Consider the following 17,774-nt stretch of genomic DNA (forward strand, 5'->3'; position numbering starts at 1 on the left):
CCTAAAGTTTTACGATTTTTTCTAATGCAAAGGAATAGATCAGTTTCTCGCCGACTTCTACCTCTAATGCCTTTGCCAATGCCTCCGCATAAAGTTCAATCTGGGTTTTATATCTTCCGATCAACTGCTCGCCTTTGTTTACCCGGTCAGTCTTATAATCTAACACATGTACTTTACCGTCCTCAATAAAAAAGACATCCACGATTCCCTGGATCAATACCCGCTCCGTACTCTCCATTTCCGGATAGATCTCACCCGCTTCTTTTCCTAATACAAACGGTTTTTCTAAAAATAATCTGCCTGCCCGCTGTGCATTACTCATGCGGATTGCTGTTTCATCCATAAAAAATCCGGCAATCTTATCCGGCAGGATCAGTTCATACATCTGCTCATCTATTTTATGCTCTTCTAAAAGCTCTGACAATCGTTTTTTTACAATGCCTGCAATGCCTGCCCGGTCTGTCTGTACGCCTGCACTTTGGATCTGCTCCTCCATCCGTGAAAAATCAATGCACTCCATGGCACGGTGTACTGCTGTACCTCTTTTTGCTCCCTGATTTTCCTCACGCGCTTTTACAAATTCCGGCACATACGGCAGCGGTACTTCTTCTTCAAACCAGCGTACCGTCTGCTCCTCCTCCGGTTCAAATACCATATCCCTGTGTTTTAATTCTGAAACGGATATCTTTGTCTTTAAGGAAACCTCTTCCATTTTCGGATAACAATAGGAAAGCCGCTCTGTTAACTCCTTTGTATCTGCTTCGCGGATATGCTCTAAAAGCTGTTCTTTCTCCCAGCCCTTTTGAAATTCCTCTGCGAATTCACTCTGCTCTTTGCTATCACTATCCACATACACCGGATATCTTTCACCATAGGAATAGATTGCCGGCAAAATCCAGTCAAAATAGCTTCCCGCATTACTCCTGCATCCATAGGAAAGCATCCCGGTACCGGCACTGCTTTGATAGCTTTCTAATTTTTCTCCCGGTTTTTTTAGGGTTCCGACTAAAATCAGTTTTTCTTTTGCTCTCGTCAGTGCCACATAGAGAACACGAAGCTCCTCGCCTAAGTTTTCCAAACGGATCTGCTCTGCTAAAATCTGCTTCACAAAGGACTGCGACTTGATCCGCCTTTTCGTATCATACTCTTCCACACCGATCCCAAACTGCGGATGTACGACGATTTTTCCATAACTGTCCGACATATTAAAACGTTTTCCCAATCCTGCCACAAAGCAGATTGGAAATTCGAGACCCTTGCTCTTATGGATACTCATAATACGCACCGCTTCATCATTTTCACTGACAATCTCTGCTTCGCCAAAATCCACGTCATATTTCTGTAATTTTTCAATATATCGGATAAAATGGAACAGGCCACGGTAACTGCTGTTTTCAAATGCAATTGCCTTTTCTATCAGCATTTCCACATTTGCCCTGCGCTGTCCGCCTGCCGGCAGTGCCGTAACATAATCTAAATATCCGGTCATTGCAAAAATCTCATAGAGCAGTTCATGGATTGGCAGATAACGGCTCTTTTTTCGTAGCTTCTGATATGTCTGATGAAAACGTGCTAATTTTTCCTGTATCTCCTCTGGCAGTTTCTGACGCAATTCCTCGCTGATGCTTTCCGATATCTCTTCGGATTCCGGCATCCATGCCAGCACATTTTCATAAAATGGTTTTTCTTTATCCACTGCCCGAAGATAGCCTAACTCCTCTTCGCCAAGTCCGCCAAACCACGAAGTCAGAACGGATGCTAATGGAATATCCTGTCTTGGATTATCCAAAATTGCCAGATAATTCAAAAGCACCTGGATTTCCTGTGTGGAAAAATATCCGGTTCTCGAGATCGCATGTGCCGGAATCCCCATTTTCCCAAGTTCAGCTGCCATCACATCGGCATCTCCTCCGGGACTTCGCAAAAGGATGACCATATCCGAATATCCCGGTCTTCGTAACTCTCCGCTTTTTTTATCCGTGATCCATCCGTTTTCCTTTAACTGCCGGATCTTTCTTCCGATCGTCCCTGCTTCTAAAATGCTCCGCTCTGTGCTGCTGTCCTGTTCCACCACAATGACTTCAGAAGATTCCTGTTCTCCTTTCAATACCGGATAATCTGCTCCCGGATAAAGGGCTGCATCCTCATCATAATGAACCCTGCCTAAATCTTTTCCCATGATCTTATAAAAGATGTCATTGACCGCCGCTAAGACTCCTTCCCTGCTTCGGAAATTCTTATGCAGTTCGATCTTCTGATACGGACTGTCCTCTTTCGTATAAGTCTCATATTTTTCCATAAAAAGTTCCGGTCTTGCCAAACGGAAACGATAGATACTCTGCTTCACATCCCCAACCATAAACATATTTGGCTCTCCTGACTGTATCTTCGATACGGCACTTAAGATTGCCTCCTGCAAATAGTTGCTGTCCTGATACTCATCAATCATGACTTCTTCAAAAAAATTCCGGAACTCCTCTGCAACAGGTGTCGGCTCCTTCGTCTTAGCATTCACTAAAATATCCAATGCAAAATGCTCGATATCTGAAAAATCCACCAGACTCTTTTTCCGTTTTGCCTTGTCATAAGCCTCTGTAAACGCGCGGACTAATTCGAGTAAGACATGTACCATCGGCTGCTGTCTGCAAAGAGAAGCCTTCAGATCAGACTGGCTTTGAAAGAATATTTTTTCACGCAGCTTCTGGATCGTATCTTTCATCTGTTCTCTTGCCGCTTTGACCTGTGCCTGTTTTTGCAGACTTCCATCATAGCCCCGTGCCGCCGCAAGTCGTGCATAGGCAGGAATCTCTGTCAATGCCTGTACAATATCTACATAGGTATCCTTTGTACACAAAGTTTCCACCAGTTCTAAGTCGCTTTTAATAGTGCCTGCATACATCTGCGGTCCGTCAAACTCCTGTGTCAGATTCCATGCCTTTTGCAATTCTCGCAAAACATCTTCCATACTGTTCCGGTAATCAGAAAATGCAAGCTGCATCCAGACGGAGTCATCCGGGGATTCACATGCTTTTTTGTAATCTTCATCTAACTTATCAAGCCACTCGGACTGCCATGGATTCGACTGTGCCGTAGTAAAGAGTTCTAATATCATACCACGGACATTCCGGTCGCTTTTTGCCGTTGCAAAAGCCTCCATAAAGGACGTAAAATCTTCATTTGATTTTTCATAAAAACTCTCTAAAACTTCATCTAATACCTGCTCTTTTAACAGTGCTAATTCTCCCTCATCTGCAATCCGAAACCCCGGTTCTAAATCAATCGTATGGAAATAATTTCGCACGATATAGAGACAAAAACTGTCAATCGTCGTGATCTGGGCATTATGGATCAACGACTGTTGTCTTTGCAGATGATGATTTTCCGGTTCCCTTTCTAATGCCGCTTCAATGGCATCACCAATTCTTTCGCGCATCTCTGAAGCTGCCGCATTGGTAAAGGTTACCACTAAGAGCCGGTCCACATCCACCGGATGCTGTTCATCGGTAATCCTTTTTATGATCCTCTCTACTAAGACGGCGGTCTTTCCAGAACCGGCTGCCGCGGATACTAAGATATTGCGATCCCGTAATTCAATTACCTGTCTCTGTTCTTTTGTCCATTCCACAGCCATTACTCGCCGCCCCCTTTATTTGTTAAGTCTTCACTTATTTTTTTAAGAATATCATTGTCCTTTAAATTTTTTTCTAACTCATGATAATGATATCCCGGAATCTTTGCATCAAATCCACAGATACTCCGATACGCACAATAGTCACAGCCGCTTTTCGAGTCTAACAGATATGGCTCTGCTGCAATATTTCCTCCTAACATTCCATTGCCAAGCTCCTTAATCTTTTCTGTTGCAAATGCTCCGACATTAGAAAAAGCTGTTTCTGAGAGTGTCTTAGATGTTGCAGAAATCGTTCCGTCTTTTTTTAATTTTACCGGGATGACATGCGACTCGCTCTCCATCTCTGTATCCATTGCCCGCCAGACATCTTCCTCACTGTTGACAATACCATCTAACTTCAGACGCTGTAGGATTTCCTCTCCAATTTCTTCCTCGCTCATTTCGGCTCTGCCCTCTGCATAAGGGTCATCTACATGATAATAGAAGATTCCCGCAGGCACTGTCGTTTTCTGTGGATATTTCTTCGCCGTTACCTCCAATGCCGCGTTCAGATATACCACAAGCTGTAACTGTAAACCATGATAGAGATTTAAAAGCTGAAAACTCGTATTTCCGGTCTTGTAATCGATGATCTTTACATAGACCTTTTCATTGGTCGTATAAGTGTCCATCCGGTCAATCCTTCCACGCAGATGCATCCGTTCTTCTTCGTTTAAGACGAACTGTGCCGCGTCTAAATGATTTGCTGCTGAAAAGACCAGCTCATAGCCTTCCGGGCGGAATTTTCCACGCTTTACCTGTTCCCGCAGTGTCTCAATGGTGCGATGGTAGACACGCTTCATCTGTCCGATCATAAACTGACTTTTTTTTGTATCATATTCTTCTAAGAGCCTGTTTCTTTCTAAAGATTCCTCAAAAGAATGTTCTTCTAACCTTCTGCTGTCCTCTTCCTCTAAATCTTTCCAGGTCAGCCCTTCTTTTCGCAGGCTTTTTGAAAAAGATTCAATTGCAAAGTGGAATACATTACCGAAATCTGCCGGTGTAAAATCCTGCATCTGGCGTTCGCTGAGCCCTAAGCCATATTGCAGATAATGCGCGCAGGCACAGGCGGCATAACGCTCTAACCTTGTGACACTGCTCTCAAGCACTTTTCCATAAATCTCATGTATCAGATCTCCCGGCAACTTTTTCGCATGGTACTGCATATAAGAAGCATCGATCAGATGATAAATCGGTTCTGCCCAATCTTTGTTTTCTAAATACCAGTGCGCTAAAGCCTCCCAGTCCTTTCCTGCCGTCTCTTCCATGTGAAGTCCATGCTGTTCCCTTTGTGCTAAGAGTCCCTGTAAAAAATAGGACATACTGCTCTTTGGCGTTGCAATGGTCATACTGCGGTCAAATGCTTCCTGTACTTTGATCTGTGGATACATTTTTTTGATCTGTCCGATCAGATAAGATGGACGTATCGCTTTTCCTTCCGAATCCACGCGGGAATAACTTAGAATTAAATGTTCTTTTGGCTTTGTCATATTTAAATACAGATAGAACTTTTGGATAAACGCCCGCTCTCTTGGTGTCGGTGCAAGCTGGATATCCTTTTCTAAAAGATGTTCCCTGTCAAAACCTGACAGGATACCGCCCGCCGCTGCCGCTTTCGGGATAATCCCATCATTCACTCCGGCAAAAAAGAGCACACGGATATCATCTAATCTTGTTCTTTCGATATCACCTAATACCACGCAGTCATATCCCGGCGGGATCACACCTACCTTTGCCGCTTCAAATCCGGCATCTAAGACATCTGCATATTCCGTAATATCAAACTGCTCGTCTCCAAGCAGATCTACGATCTTATCTAACAGATCCATCACGATCCCATAAATCTGCTCATATTCCTTTGCTGCCGCAAAATCCCTTTCTTCTTCAAATTCCAACTGCATCTTTCGCAGTTTTTCTTCCACTTCATGAGCAGTGAGAAACTGATACAGTGCGGTTGTCTTTTCCTTTACCGTGGTCTTTTTCTTTGCAAGCACTTCCCGGAAAACCCCTGCACATTCCATAAAATTACTGCGGATCTGATTTAATTCTTCTAATGTCTCCTCGCAATATCCTGCCGGACATTTTTCAAATACATGATTCCACTTCCGATACCCCCAGATGCCCGTTGCAAGTATGTAGTTCTCTAACCGATCTATTTCCTCAGTGCTCTGCCTGCTGAGTCCGCTGCGGAAATACCGCATCACGCTCTCATACGAGAAATCCTCTTCTACCATTTCTAACGATGCCCGTAAAAATTCAATAAACGGATGAAACAGGATGGTCTTTTTCTCATCAATAAAATAAGGGATCCCATAGGCTTCAAAGATTTCTTTGACATAATTGGCATAATCCGCCGCTGCTCCCGATACAATGGCAAAATCGCGGTAACGGTAATCTTCTTCCCTTACCATCCGGCTGATCGTCGCTGCCGCAAATTCTAACTCTTCCTTCCGGTTCTGACAGCTTTGGATCTGTATCTCATCCTGTTCTTTCGGATAGGCTTTTAAACTGCTGCGGAACAGATTTTCCTCTAAATGCAGCAATGCTTTTGCGTTCCCATAACGGTATTGTCTGCCGTCTTCTACCCATATCGGCTCTAACACTTCGCACTTTGCCTCATCGGCAAGTTCTAACAGCGTTCTGACCATTTTCTGGCTCATATGGAAAAGTTCCTGTATTCCGGTCACACAAAAAGGGTCTACCCTTTTATCTAACGTGACAGCCGCCCACACCCGGTCTGTCATCGGAAACAGTGTTTTTAACAGATTGACCTGTACCGGTGTAAATCCTGTAAATCCGTCAAAAATCAGATTGCAGTCCTTTAACATGACCGAACGTCCTGCTGTCTTTGCACATTCCTCTAACACTTCTTCCGAAGTGATATAACTGCCCTCTAAATACTCTAAAAACTTTCGGTAGATCACTAAAATATCTTTCATTTTCAGGCGGAAAGACCATGCATTATCCTCATCCTCACACCATGCCTCTATATCCTCCGGTGTGATCTGATACTGCATAAACTCCGAGATCAATGATTTTATTTCACTGACATACCCCATCTTTTTTAAATTACTTCCAAGGACGCTCATGCTGTCCCCATATTCTTCCGTTAAACGGCGTAAGATCAGATTTTTTCCGGTCTCTTCTAAAATCCGTATCTGATACATTCCCAATTCATCAAAAACACGAAATGCCAGACGTTCAAAACTTAACACGTCAATATTCATGATCGCGTGATTTTTACTGCGTTCTACCAGTTCTTTTTGCGTCTGCATCGTGAACTGTTCCGGTACGATCAGTAAAAAGTCCTTTGTCCGGTCTTTTTTTGCCTCTTCTATAATTTTTTCATATAAATAATAGGACTTTCCGCCCCCGGACGGTCCAAATACAAATTGTAATGACATGTTCTACCTCTGCGCCTTTCCTGTTTTTATCCCATTGTTTTTATTATAGCTTAGATGTTTCCTCATATCTACCGGAAAAACAGAAAAAATCCCGATACACCAATCATGTATCGGGGTTTTCCTATGCTATCTCATCTTATATCCTATATTCTCATCCGGCACAATGGACGAATGATAGTTTAATAATTCTCTGCCTTTACCTGGAAGTAAGCCTGTGGATGGTTACATACCGGACATACTTCCGGTGCTTTTTTACCAACACAGATATGTCCACAGTTAGAACACTGCCAGATTACATCGCCGTCTTTAGAAAATACCAGATCTCCTTCGATATTTGCTAACAGCTTGCGATATCTCTCCTCATGCTCTTTCTCTATTGCTGCAACACCTTCAAATAACGTTGCAATATCATCAAAGCCCTCTTCTCTTGCCTCTTTTGCAAACTGGTCATACATATCTGTCCACTCATAGTTCTCGCCCTCAGCTGCAGCCTTTAAGTTCTCGATAGTACTTCCGACTGCACCGCCGTTTAACAGCTTATACCACATCTTTGCATGCTCTTTCTCATTTGCTGCTGTCTCTTCAAAAATATTGGCAATCTGAACATATCCATCCTTCTTTGCCTTAGATGCGAAATAAGTATATTTATTTCTTGCCATGGATTCTCCTGCGAATGCTGTCTGTAAGTTTGCTTCTGTCTTCGTACCTTTTAAATTCATATTGTTTTCTCCTTTTCGATATTAGTAATTGTTACTGTTATCATTATAATAGCATCTTTTGAAAAAAAGTCAAGTCCTTTTCTAAGAAAAATCTTTGACCCAAATGTCACTCCCAAAATTTCTTTTCATATACTAGGGATAGTGAGAAAGGAGATTTTTTATGTCAAACAAAACCATTTCTATTGCACAGGAGAATAAACTTTTTGACGGTATTGATGTCAGCAGCTATCAGGGTACCATTGATTTTAACCGTGTAAAAGCCTCCGGGATCGATGTCGTTTATATCAAAGCCGGGGAAGGCGGTCAGATCACCGATCCATATTTTAAACAAAACTACTTAAAGGCAGCCAGAGCCGGATTGATCTTTGGTGCCTACTACTATGTGACCGCCAAAAATACAAGTGAAGCAAAAGCACAGGCAAATGACTTTTTTAACCTGATCCGTGCTACCTCCTTTAATGCAAGACCGGCTATGGACTTTGAAGATTTCTCCGGTATGGAACGGGAAGATATCAATGAGATCGGACTGACTTTTTTAGAAGAATTAGAACGTTTGACGAAAATCACGCCGATGATCTATACCGACGCTTCCTCTGCGAAAACGATCTGGAGTGATGCATTTTCAAAATATCCGCTGTGGCTTGCCGATTACAGTGAACGCGATGAATTCCCGCCTGATATTACCGTCTGGGAGAGCTGGACGGGATTTCAGTATTCAAATACCGGTACGGTTCCGGGGATTTCCGGCAACGTAGATTTGAATAAATTCCGGGATGGCATTTTAATCTCACTATCCGATTCTGATTCCTCTTCTGAAAAAGACAACACTGTAGAATACATTGTAAGACCCGGCGATACACTCTGGCAGATTGCAAGACGCTACGAAACGACCGTACCTGCCATTACCGCCCTCAATGGTATTGCGGACCCTGATCTGATCTATATCGGTCAGATTCTTCGTATCCCGGAAATGCAAAGATGATCCCATAGAGAAAAAAGACCCATACCGGTACGCTCCGATGTGGGTCATTTCTATTCTGTCAATAATCCTACCTCATGGTTTTCAAAAATATGACTTACCGCCGCCTCATATTCTGCAAAATGCTGTGCCTTTTTTATCTTTTTCACATCACGTTCTGCACCCTGAAATGCTGTGATAAAATATCCCCACAGCTCTTTCATCTTAAACAATACGCTCCGCTCATCCGGCGCAAACAATGTCCGATAACTTTCATAAAGAGTATCATGAAATCTATGCAGTTCTTCTTTTTTCAGCGTTTCTCCACCCTGCAGCTCACGCACCAGTGCCGGATTGCTTAACAGCCCTCTTCCGCACATGATGCTTTCTAATTCCGGAAATTCTGCTTTTAACTCTGCTGCATCCGATACCGTAAAAATATCTCCATTGTAGCAGACCGGATTTACGCTTTCTTTCAAAAACTCTCCAAAGACCTGACGATTTGGCTGATTTTTATAAAAATCACTGCGGACACGGGGATGGATGATGACCTCGGCAAACGGATAACGATTGAATACCTTCTGTAAATCTTCAAATTCTTCTGCATCCTCTATTCCGATCCTGGTTTTCACAGAGATCTTCATTTTTTCTAAATCCGCTTTTTGAAACACCTCGTCAAAAAAAGCATCCAGCTTATCCGCATCCTCTAAAAAACCCGCTCCCCTGCCCTTAGAAACAACGGTTCCCGACGGACATCCTAAGTTCAGGTTTACCTCTTGATATCCAAAAGCGGCAAGTTCCTTCATCGTACGCAAAAAATAATCGGAACGATTGGTCAATATCTGTGGCACGACACAGATCCCACGATTATTTTCCGGTAAAATATCCCGTTTCTCCCTTGGTGTAAAACAGCGGTTCTGGTTCGGTGACACAAAAGGCGTAAAATATTTATCAATTCCCGGAAATATGGCATGATGTGCATTGCGGTAAACATATCCGGTAACCCCTTCCATGGGTGCAAAATAGTAATTCATGTCCTACTCTCTTTCTTTCATTTTTCTGTAGTATTGTACTTCTTTTTTTCAATAAGGAAGTCTTACATTTTCCTTTTCTTTCTGACAAAAATGTAATATAATGTAAAAAAATAGTTTTTTTACAGGAGGTGATTTCTTTGAGAAAAAAATATCTGCGTAGTTCTTTCTCTGTTGAAGCAGAAAAATACGAGCCGGGTAAAAACATGGAAGATGGCTTTGAACCTTGGACAAAGGTCGTTACAGCCGGCTGGATCATTACCGAAGGACTCGTAAAACTGGAACGTGAAAATGGTCAGCTTGTATGCCCATTTATCAAAAACCGCCGTGGTGTGATCTTTATTCGTGAAGGCGATTACATTATCTATGAAGAAGGCGGCGAACGTCACTGCTGCGGTGAAGACAAATTCAGTACCCGGTTTAAACCGGATGAATCTGCGTAGCAGACTTCACACTTATCGTTTTACTTTGTAAAAAATCCTGTTTTTCCTCCCTTACGGATGGATGTAACAGGATTTTCTTCTTTTATCCTATTTTGTTATCTATTTTAAGACTCCCGCTTTTTTCTCCACACATCGTTTTGCCCAGATAAAACAGCAGATATGTGCAAAAAACGTGATCGCCCAGGTAATCGGATACGATACATAAATCATGTGGACTGTATGATACTTTGGTATTTGAAAAATCGTTGCAAGCCAAACCAGTCGTAAACCGCATGCGCCGATCATAGACACGATCATCGGCATGATCGAGTAACCGATCCCACGCAATGCACCGACCATCACATCCATCATTCCGCATAATGCATAGGTCACGGAAACTACTTTTAAGCGGACCATCCCCGCTGCAATGACTTTACTGCTGGAAGAATAAATGCTAAGCAGTGGATGTCCGAAAAATACCACCAGATTTCCTAACACCAGCCCTACCACGGTCACACAGATTTCTCCCGTGATCACAATCTTATTGATCCGCTTATAATTTCCTGCTCCCATATTCTGACCGGTAAATGAGATGGTTGCCTGATGAAATGCGTTCATGGCAAAGTAGACAAAACTCTCAATATTGGCCGCCACTGAATTACCGGCAACCGTAACGGCTCCAAAGGAATTAATGGAGGACTGTATCACAACATTGGATAACGAGAAAATAATTCCCTGTACTCCTGCCGGCAGTCCGATTTTTAAGATTCCTAAAAATTTGTCCTTATGAATGTGAAGCTGTCTGATTTCTAAGCGGATTACTCCTTTTTCTTTGATCAGACACCGAAGCACCAGACCTGCGGAAATGCACTGTGAAATCACGGTTGCCATGGCAACTCCTGCCACATCCAAGTGAAATCCGATGACAAAGAGCAGATTTAAGATAACATTGACTACTCCCGCTCCAAACAGATAATACAGTGGCCGTTTAGTGTCGCCCACTGCACGCAGGATCGCACTGCCAAAATTGTAGACCATGGTTGCCGTCATCCCCAGAAAATAAATCCGCAAATAGAGTGCCGCTAAATGCAGCACCTCTTTTGGTGTCTGCATCCATATCAAAATCTGTTTTGCACCAAAACAGCCAAGCACCGTTAAGATAATTCCACTATAAATACTTAACAATATTGCAGTATGTACTGTCTGTTTTAACTCTTCCTCTCTTTTTGCTCCATAATAACGTGCCACCAAAACGTTTGCACCAATGGACAGTCCTAAAAATAAGTTCGTCAGCAATCCGATCAATGACGTGTTAGACCCCACTGCTGCTAACGAATTATCGCCCGCATATCTGCCCACCACAACAATATCCGCTGCATTAAACAATAGCTGCAGCATACTAGAACACATCAACGGTATCGTAAACAGCAGCATTTTGCTTAAGATCGGACCGTTACACATGTCAATCTCATAACTTTTCTTTTGTTCCATTTTCTGATCATCCCTTAATATACTACTTTTAAAACGTGAAAGGAGCACCAGTAGAAAACAATGTTTTCCATTGGTGCCTGCTCTTTTTCCTATATTATTGTACTCTATGCTTTTGTGAGATACAATATGTTTATTGAGATTTTGTATTTATCCCAAGATATGATTTAAAACTCAACTCCTATAAACAGTATTCCTTTACTAACGCTTCAATCTCCTTATTACTTGGAATTTTATTATCTTCTTTCTTATAATATATGGTCAACAAGTAAATCTCATAATCATTTTTAACAACATAGTAAATCATTCGATACCCATTAGACTTCCCAACTCTTGTATCTGTATTAGCAATGCGAACTTTTACCGTTTCATTATCATCAAAAACCAATCCCGGAATTGCATCGCCAAGAAGATTTCCCTTTTCTAGTTCTTTTACTATATCATCCACATCCTCCAATATGTGTTTGAACTTTTTCTTTTTCAAATAATAACGTAGATCATCTTCAAATTGTTTTGTCGGTATAATCTCAAATTGCATTTATTATTCATCCTCTGTTACTTCTTTTTTCATGCGATTTTTCAAGTCATTCCAACTGCGTTTTGGAATCTTACCTTCACGCATCATTTTTACTTCCTGGCATGATTTTTCTAATGATTCCAATATCGTACATGGTCTTTCAATATTCATTGTTGCGCTCATATCAGATTCCTCCTCTTTCTTTTCCTCACACATATTATAACACTCCAATCATCACAATACAATGACGGAACATATAATAAACTAATATAATCTCAATCGATTGTTTCAGTCTATCGCATGCTTCGTCACAACTTAAGTTTCTCAACCGATATAGACTTATTTATATGTTCAAATAATCATTGTACTTCTTTTCCGCTAATATTTTAACCATATTTTTATTGTATTAAAATGACTTACAACAGTCTACAATGACATTTTTTAATATACAAAAAACATCGACAAAAAAGCTGTTCTTTCTGTCAATGTTTAGCATTTGTGAATTCCTTCGTAATGTTTATTACAACGTACGTCCTCGCATACATCAATTAGGCTCCTAAGTAAACTCCAGGATGTATGAACCACTATACCGTTAATGCAAGTTCCAATTCATCCTCGTCCTCATTCCCTGTCATTTCAAATCCCAAGGATTTATACATATTAAGCGCATAGGTATTGTTTTTATTGCAGGTAAGAACGACCCTGTCAGAATTACCAAAAGGCTTCTCTTCAATATAATCCAATATCAGTTTCAATGCTGCTTTTCCATAGCCTTTGCCCTGCTGTGTCTCATCTATCATCATGTGCCAGATATCATATTCCGGAACATCATAGTCATAGATCACCATCATATATCCGACCATCCGGTCATCCTCATAAATTCCAAACGGCTGACACTGATCACGATAAACATACGCCTGTGCAAGACTACGGATAGGATGAGAAACAAATTCTTCCTGATCTTTTTTCAATTTTAAATTGAATGCATCAATAAAATTATCCTCTGTAATACCTTTTAAAGTAACTGCCATAAATAAATTCTCCTCATATGTGTGATTTTTTAATTCCTATTTATTCTATCATAAAAATAATGGTGCTGTATATTACTTATCTATATACACACTACCATTCTTGTTCTTCATATTAATATTTCAATTTTTATGATTCGTCTAACAGCCACTCCACAATATCGCACACCTCAATTCCTTCATAGGTGTATTTCGGATGTTTTGTTCGCGCTATGATCATCTTTGGAAAAACATCCCTTATCTGTAGTAATGGCGAATACTCTCTTTCAAAAGTCGCCTGAGCAGAAATATTGTCACTCACTTGAATATAAGTATTTAATATATTTTCCTATGGTCACATGATTGGTTGCTACATCATGTGCTTTTAAAATATCACTTATTTTATTGGGCGATGTAAGATTACTGATATTATCCATCAAAAACTCACTTAATTGACGCAGAACCTGTGTATCCGGCAAATTATATTTTTGTACCAGATCTCTATTCACGATCGTTTCATATACCTCTTTGATATATGTTGTTCGATCCAGATCGGCACTAAGTAAGAATGCATTTGATCCAGTCACATAAATATCATATTTATTTTTTGAATACAGACTGTTAATTGCCAATTCAAATTTAGGACACAACTGCACTTCATCAACAAACAGATAATTTTTCTTATTCAGGAGTATCTTTTAATGCCTTCATCCTTTCTAAATATCTTTTTCGAATAATTGTCTTCATCTGCTCACCACTTTCGAAACTTTAAAATTTTTACACTTTCGAAACCGCTCTTAAAATCCAACTTCGACTGCACTCTCTATTAACTAATAAAGCTACTACAACATAAAATGACTGCCAAACTATATTGACAGTCATTTTATATTAAGATCTACGACTTCGTTCTCTTTTTCTATAACGAAGATAACGGAAAAACTTGCATATCATTTCTATTATAATAATTAGCAACAGAACAATAACGCTTATTAGTCCTATTGCTTGAAAAAAGCCTCTTGTAACGCTTACTAAAATAACAAATATATAACATGTTAAAAGTTCCACTCCAATTCTAATGGTTGATTTCTCTGATTTTGGAGAATATGCATACATTTGCCAGATTCCTGGTTCTAAATACCCAAGTCTTCTACGAAGGTAAGTATTTTTATTATATATATTGTTTTTAAAGTTTAATAATGTTTCTTCATCTTTACATTTACAAAATAAATCAAATGCTTTCAATGTGGTTCTATCAACGTATTTATTGTACTTTTGAAGATAAAAGGAAATTTTTGTTATATCCAATTTTGCTTCTTCTAACTTTTTACCATATAATAATTGATAAAGTGGACAATAAATTCGATTATAAGCAATTTCCAATTTATCTAAGGGTACATTTTTGTTATATGTATATTTCGTTATAAGAAAAGTAAAAATACCTCCAACAATAGTTGGAAGCACAATTTTCATAATTTCAATAAAAATTCCCATAATTTTTCCTCTTTTGATACCGATTACAACCCATGTCTATCTCTTCATTTTTCTGCTTCTTCTAAAAACTCAATCTCCCACGTCATTCGATATCTGCATCCTCCGCATCCAATAGTTCTTCTTTACTGATTCCAAGATGATCCATCACAGAATCCAATGAAACAGTCTTCTTATCCCCATTTTCTTCTATACGCCTGTTTGCCTCCAATAGAAGAAAATAATCCTCTTCTATCTCCGTTAATCTGGTATATTCTTCCAGTGATAATATGACTGCTGAGGGTTGATTATTCTTTAAAACAATTAACTCTTTCTCAGAGTGAAGTCGATCAAATATCTTTGCTGCCTGACCTTTATTAAATTGTGAAATAGGAACCAGGCTTTGTAAAAAATCTGTTGCAAGTGCCATAATAAACACCTCCGGTACTTTATTCTACTTATAGTATATGCAGAAGAGGTAAAAAAAATCAATATTATTACCAGATTATTTTCCAATTTATTTTCATTATAATTTGTTGTTTTATTTCTTATTCTGGTTGTAAAGAAAAATCGTAAAGTAAATTTTCAATTTCTCCTTTCACCCCCAACTCCCCACCCCTAATGTGCATAATACCCATTACTTACAAAATACTGATGGATTCTCCGGATCAACTGGCATTTCGGATTCTCATCTCCCGGAGCCATGTTTAACTTGCAGGAGCCCTTACAATGAAAGGAAGCCGTACAGCGATCCGGGTGGCATGCCTCCGGTCTTTCATAGTTGTAGCCGATCGGGTAAGCCGTCTGTCTTTTTAATGCATTGACGATATTATCACAGGTCATGATATTTGCGATCGGATCTCCCTCGCAGGTCTGGCACGGATAAATGCTTCCATCTGTATGGATGCTTAACAGCCTCCGGCCTGCCTGGCAGCCATCCGTACAGGAAGAACATGGTCTTAAGAACTGAAAACTAAACTTTTTCATATTATAACCCGACTTTGTCAGGTACTCGATCGCTTCAATGACATCCTGATACATCTGCTCAATGTAATCATTGCCTAACATTACAAAAATATCTGAATTTACCTGCCATGGCAGATCATGTTTTACTACAAATTTTGCAAGGTCTAAAATCTCACCTGTTTCCACATTGGTATCTGTCAACACGGTAAGAATATTGCAGCGGCCACCCTCATCTAAAAACCATTCGAGATTCTCCATTACTTTTTTAGATGTAGAATTACCGTTGATATCAACCTTAGAGTGGATCGTGCCATCCAGTGATACCCCGCAGCCAATATTATTTTCCACAAGATATCTTACGATCTCATCATTCAGCAGTGTAAAATTGGATATGATACCTGCGTTAAAGTTGCCCCCTAATACTTTTTTCATATATAGTGGAAATTCTCTCCAGGTATCAAAAACCATGAACGGTTCTCCTCCTGAGATCCTCCAATGGGTACGGCGGATCACATGATCCTGTACTAACTGAATAAAATGCTCCGATGTTGCACTCCAGACTTCTTTACTCATGTTCTTATTAACATGACCTTCAAAACAATAGGGACATCTTAAATTACAATTCTCTGTTGCAAAAATCCACGGACTTAAACTAAACATACCAAAACTCCTTTATGAAAAATGCATCTTAATCACTTTGTACTAAGATGCATGAATACTGTCTATCCAGTTACAAAATAATTAAAAACCTATCCAACAATCTCCACAGTCACAAAAAGTAACAGAATCATCACAATTTAAACAATCAGTTGCTGGCTCACAAGCAGAACAGTCACAATCTGCACAAACACAATCAGCCTGACAATCTGTTGCACAATCGCAGTCCGAACCACAGTCACAATTACAATCTGCTGCACAGTTACTGTCTGCCGCTGCCGCTTTACTTTTGCCTGCACTTGCACTCTGCTGGTTGTTCGATGGTGTCCGGACTGTCGGTTTGCTATCGGATAAATACGAGTCGGATACCCACGCGGAACCGCCTTCATGCTCGATCCGGTACCAGCCGGTATTCTTATCCCGTCCGATTACATGGACTTCCTGTGCGAAGGATAAGTCCCCTAATTTTTCGCCCTCGGCACTGGAAGTGCTGCGGATGCTCACTGCCGTGGTTGCATACATGGTCTGATCCAGTTCCTCTAATACACTCTCGATCGTCAGTTTGATCGTCAGGGTACTTACATTTCCCGTACTGTCCTCTACCGTATAAGTCACTTCTTTTTCTCCCAAGGTGGAGGTATCGACTTTGCTTACTTTGATCTTATCCGTGAGGTCTCCGTCCTCGGCATCTTTCGCAAAGACTCCGTCCATCAGGTCGACACCGTTCTCTAAATATACCGTTCTGTCCTTGGTTCCATAGCCTTCAAAGACCGGTGCATTCTCATCCGCTACTTTAAAGGTCAGTTCTATCTCACTGGTATTGTTATAGATATCGGTCGCGATGACTTTCTTTTTGACTTTTCCGGGGGTGTCAAACACCGTCATGTTTTTTCCATCTTCAAAAGTCAGTGTGTAATCCGATGCCTCTTTTACGGAAAGTGCCATTTTTTCGATAAATACTTCTTCTCCGACCTTTGCTTTTAATGCTTTCTTCGGTTTCTCGATCACCGGTGCTAAGGTATCTGTGACCTTGACTTTTAATGTCAGCACCTGTTCTTTGTATGTAACGGTCATTTCATACTCTCCGACTTTGGAGGTATCTACTTTGCTTGTGTCAATCTTCAGCTTTTTTAATTTACTCTTTGGTACATCCACATATTTGCTGATATCTAAATCCATCTTTGTTCCCGCTTTGATGACTACCTTGTCATCTATGAGTTTGATCTTATCATTTGCAAGAACTGCTCCGGTACCGATCCCTAATAAATCGAGTGCGGCAGCCGGAATGACGATATACTTCTTTTTCGTTCGTTTCCTCTCCATTCTCTTTGTTCATTCATACTTGGTTTTTAGCATAACGTTTTAGCGTTAGTTTTGCAATATATATTAATAGTTTTTCGTTATATGTGTCATTTTGTATAACGTATATACGTTAGTTTTTACCACTGCTCAATGCTTTTCGTACTCT

General features: G+C 40.4%; 14 protein-coding genes and 1 pseudogene. 2 read left to right on the forward strand and 13 right to left on the reverse strand.

Features of this window, described 5'->3' with window-relative positions; translation table 11 throughout:
* Window position 1 precedes the first annotated feature (1 nt).
* From addA to rbr, 3 genes are all read right to left on the reverse strand, one after another.
* On the reverse strand, window positions 2-3,631 hold the full coding sequence (addA, locus tag WMO43_RS03765; protein WP_353530078.1) for a helicase-exonuclease AddAB subunit AddA: 3,630 nt from the start codon (window positions 3,629-3,631) through the stop codon (window positions 2-4).
* Complete coding sequence (addB, locus tag WMO43_RS03770) at window positions 3,631-7,074, reverse strand: helicase-exonuclease AddAB subunit AddB (protein ID WP_353530079.1); 3,444 nt, start codon at window positions 7,072-7,074, stop codon at window positions 3,631-3,633. The genes addA and addB overlap by 1 nt, the downstream gene beginning before the upstream one ends.
* A 179-nt stretch (window positions 7,075-7,253) precedes the next feature.
* On the reverse strand, window positions 7,254-7,793 hold the full coding sequence (gene rbr / locus WMO43_RS03775; RefSeq protein WP_353530082.1) for a rubrerythrin: 540 nt from the start codon (window positions 7,791-7,793) through the stop codon (window positions 7,254-7,256).
* Between the two features lie 160 nt (window positions 7,794-7,953).
* Between rbr and WMO43_RS03780 the strand changes: the two genes are divergently transcribed.
* Window positions 7,954-8,775, forward strand: coding sequence for a GH25 family lysozyme (locus WMO43_RS03780; protein WP_353530084.1), 822 nt, complete (start codon window positions 7,954-7,956; stop codon window positions 8,773-8,775).
* Window positions 8,776-8,825: 50 nt separating this feature from the next.
* Here WMO43_RS03780 and WMO43_RS03785 read toward each other — a convergent pair whose 3' ends face one another.
* The gene (locus WMO43_RS03785; protein WP_353530086.1) at window positions 8,826-9,785 is read right to left on the reverse strand and encodes a tRNA dihydrouridine synthase; all 960 of its coding nucleotides are present in this window, start codon (window positions 9,783-9,785) and stop codon (window positions 8,826-8,828) included.
* Between the two features lie 137 nt (window positions 9,786-9,922).
* Here WMO43_RS03785 and WMO43_RS03790 point away from each other — a divergent pair, with 137 nt between their 5' ends.
* Window positions 9,923-10,225, forward strand: a complete 303-nt coding sequence (locus WMO43_RS03790) for a hypothetical protein (protein WP_177963215.1) — start codon at window positions 9,923-9,925, stop codon at window positions 10,223-10,225.
* A gap of 99 nt (window positions 10,226-10,324) precedes the next feature.
* Here the strand turns inward: WMO43_RS03790 and WMO43_RS03795 are convergent, their stop codons facing one another.
* From WMO43_RS03795 to WMO43_RS03835, 9 genes and pseudogenes are all read right to left on the reverse strand, one after another.
* Window positions 10,325-11,695, reverse strand: coding sequence for an MATE family efflux transporter (locus WMO43_RS03795; protein WP_353530088.1), 1,371 nt, complete (start codon window positions 11,693-11,695; stop codon window positions 10,325-10,327).
* A 178-nt stretch (window positions 11,696-11,873) separates the two neighbouring features.
* On the reverse strand, window positions 11,874-12,230 hold the full coding sequence (locus WMO43_RS03800; RefSeq protein WP_353530090.1) for a hypothetical protein: 357 nt from the start codon (window positions 12,228-12,230) through the stop codon (window positions 11,874-11,876).
* Window positions 12,231-12,233: 3 nt separating this feature from the next.
* A complete protein-coding gene (locus WMO43_RS03805) occupies window positions 12,234-12,392 on the reverse strand; it encodes a hypothetical protein (protein ID WP_353530092.1) in 159 nt (52 codons plus the stop codon).
* Between the two features lie 401 nt (window positions 12,393-12,793).
* Entirely contained in the window at window positions 12,794-13,240 is a 447-nt protein-coding gene (locus WMO43_RS03810; RefSeq protein ID WP_353530093.1) for a GNAT family N-acetyltransferase, read from the reverse strand.
* Window positions 13,241-13,367: 127 nt separating this feature from the next.
* Window positions 13,368-13,899 (reverse strand): annotated as a pseudogene (locus WMO43_RS03815) (AAA family ATPase); the annotation flags it as partial.
* Between the two features lie 205 nt (window positions 13,900-14,104).
* Window positions 14,105-14,707 (reverse strand): hypothetical protein, encoded by a 603-nt coding sequence (locus tag WMO43_RS03820; RefSeq protein WP_353530095.1) that lies wholly within the window; start codon window positions 14,705-14,707, stop codon window positions 14,105-14,107.
* An 82-nt stretch (window positions 14,708-14,789) separates the two neighbouring features.
* Window positions 14,790-15,113: a type II toxin-antitoxin system Phd/YefM family antitoxin gene (locus tag WMO43_RS03825; RefSeq protein ID WP_353530096.1), complete on the reverse strand. Its 324-nt coding sequence runs from the start codon at window positions 15,111-15,113 to the stop codon at window positions 14,790-14,792.
* A gap of 188 nt (window positions 15,114-15,301) precedes the next feature.
* The gene (locus WMO43_RS03830; protein WP_353530098.1) at window positions 15,302-16,309 is read right to left on the reverse strand and encodes a radical SAM protein; all 1,008 of its coding nucleotides are present in this window, start codon (window positions 16,307-16,309) and stop codon (window positions 15,302-15,304) included.
* A gap of 81 nt (window positions 16,310-16,390) precedes the next feature.
* The gene (locus WMO43_RS03835; RefSeq protein ID WP_353530100.1) at window positions 16,391-17,629 is read right to left on the reverse strand and encodes an immunoglobulin-like domain-containing protein; all 1,239 of its coding nucleotides are present in this window, start codon (window positions 17,627-17,629) and stop codon (window positions 16,391-16,393) included.
* Between the last annotated feature and the right edge of the window lie 145 nt (window positions 17,630-17,774).

The organism is Maccoyibacter intestinihominis, assembly GCF_040096355.1.
Taxonomy (GTDB): domain Bacteria; phylum Bacillota; class Clostridia; order Lachnospirales; family Lachnospiraceae; genus Maccoyibacter; species Maccoyibacter intestinihominis.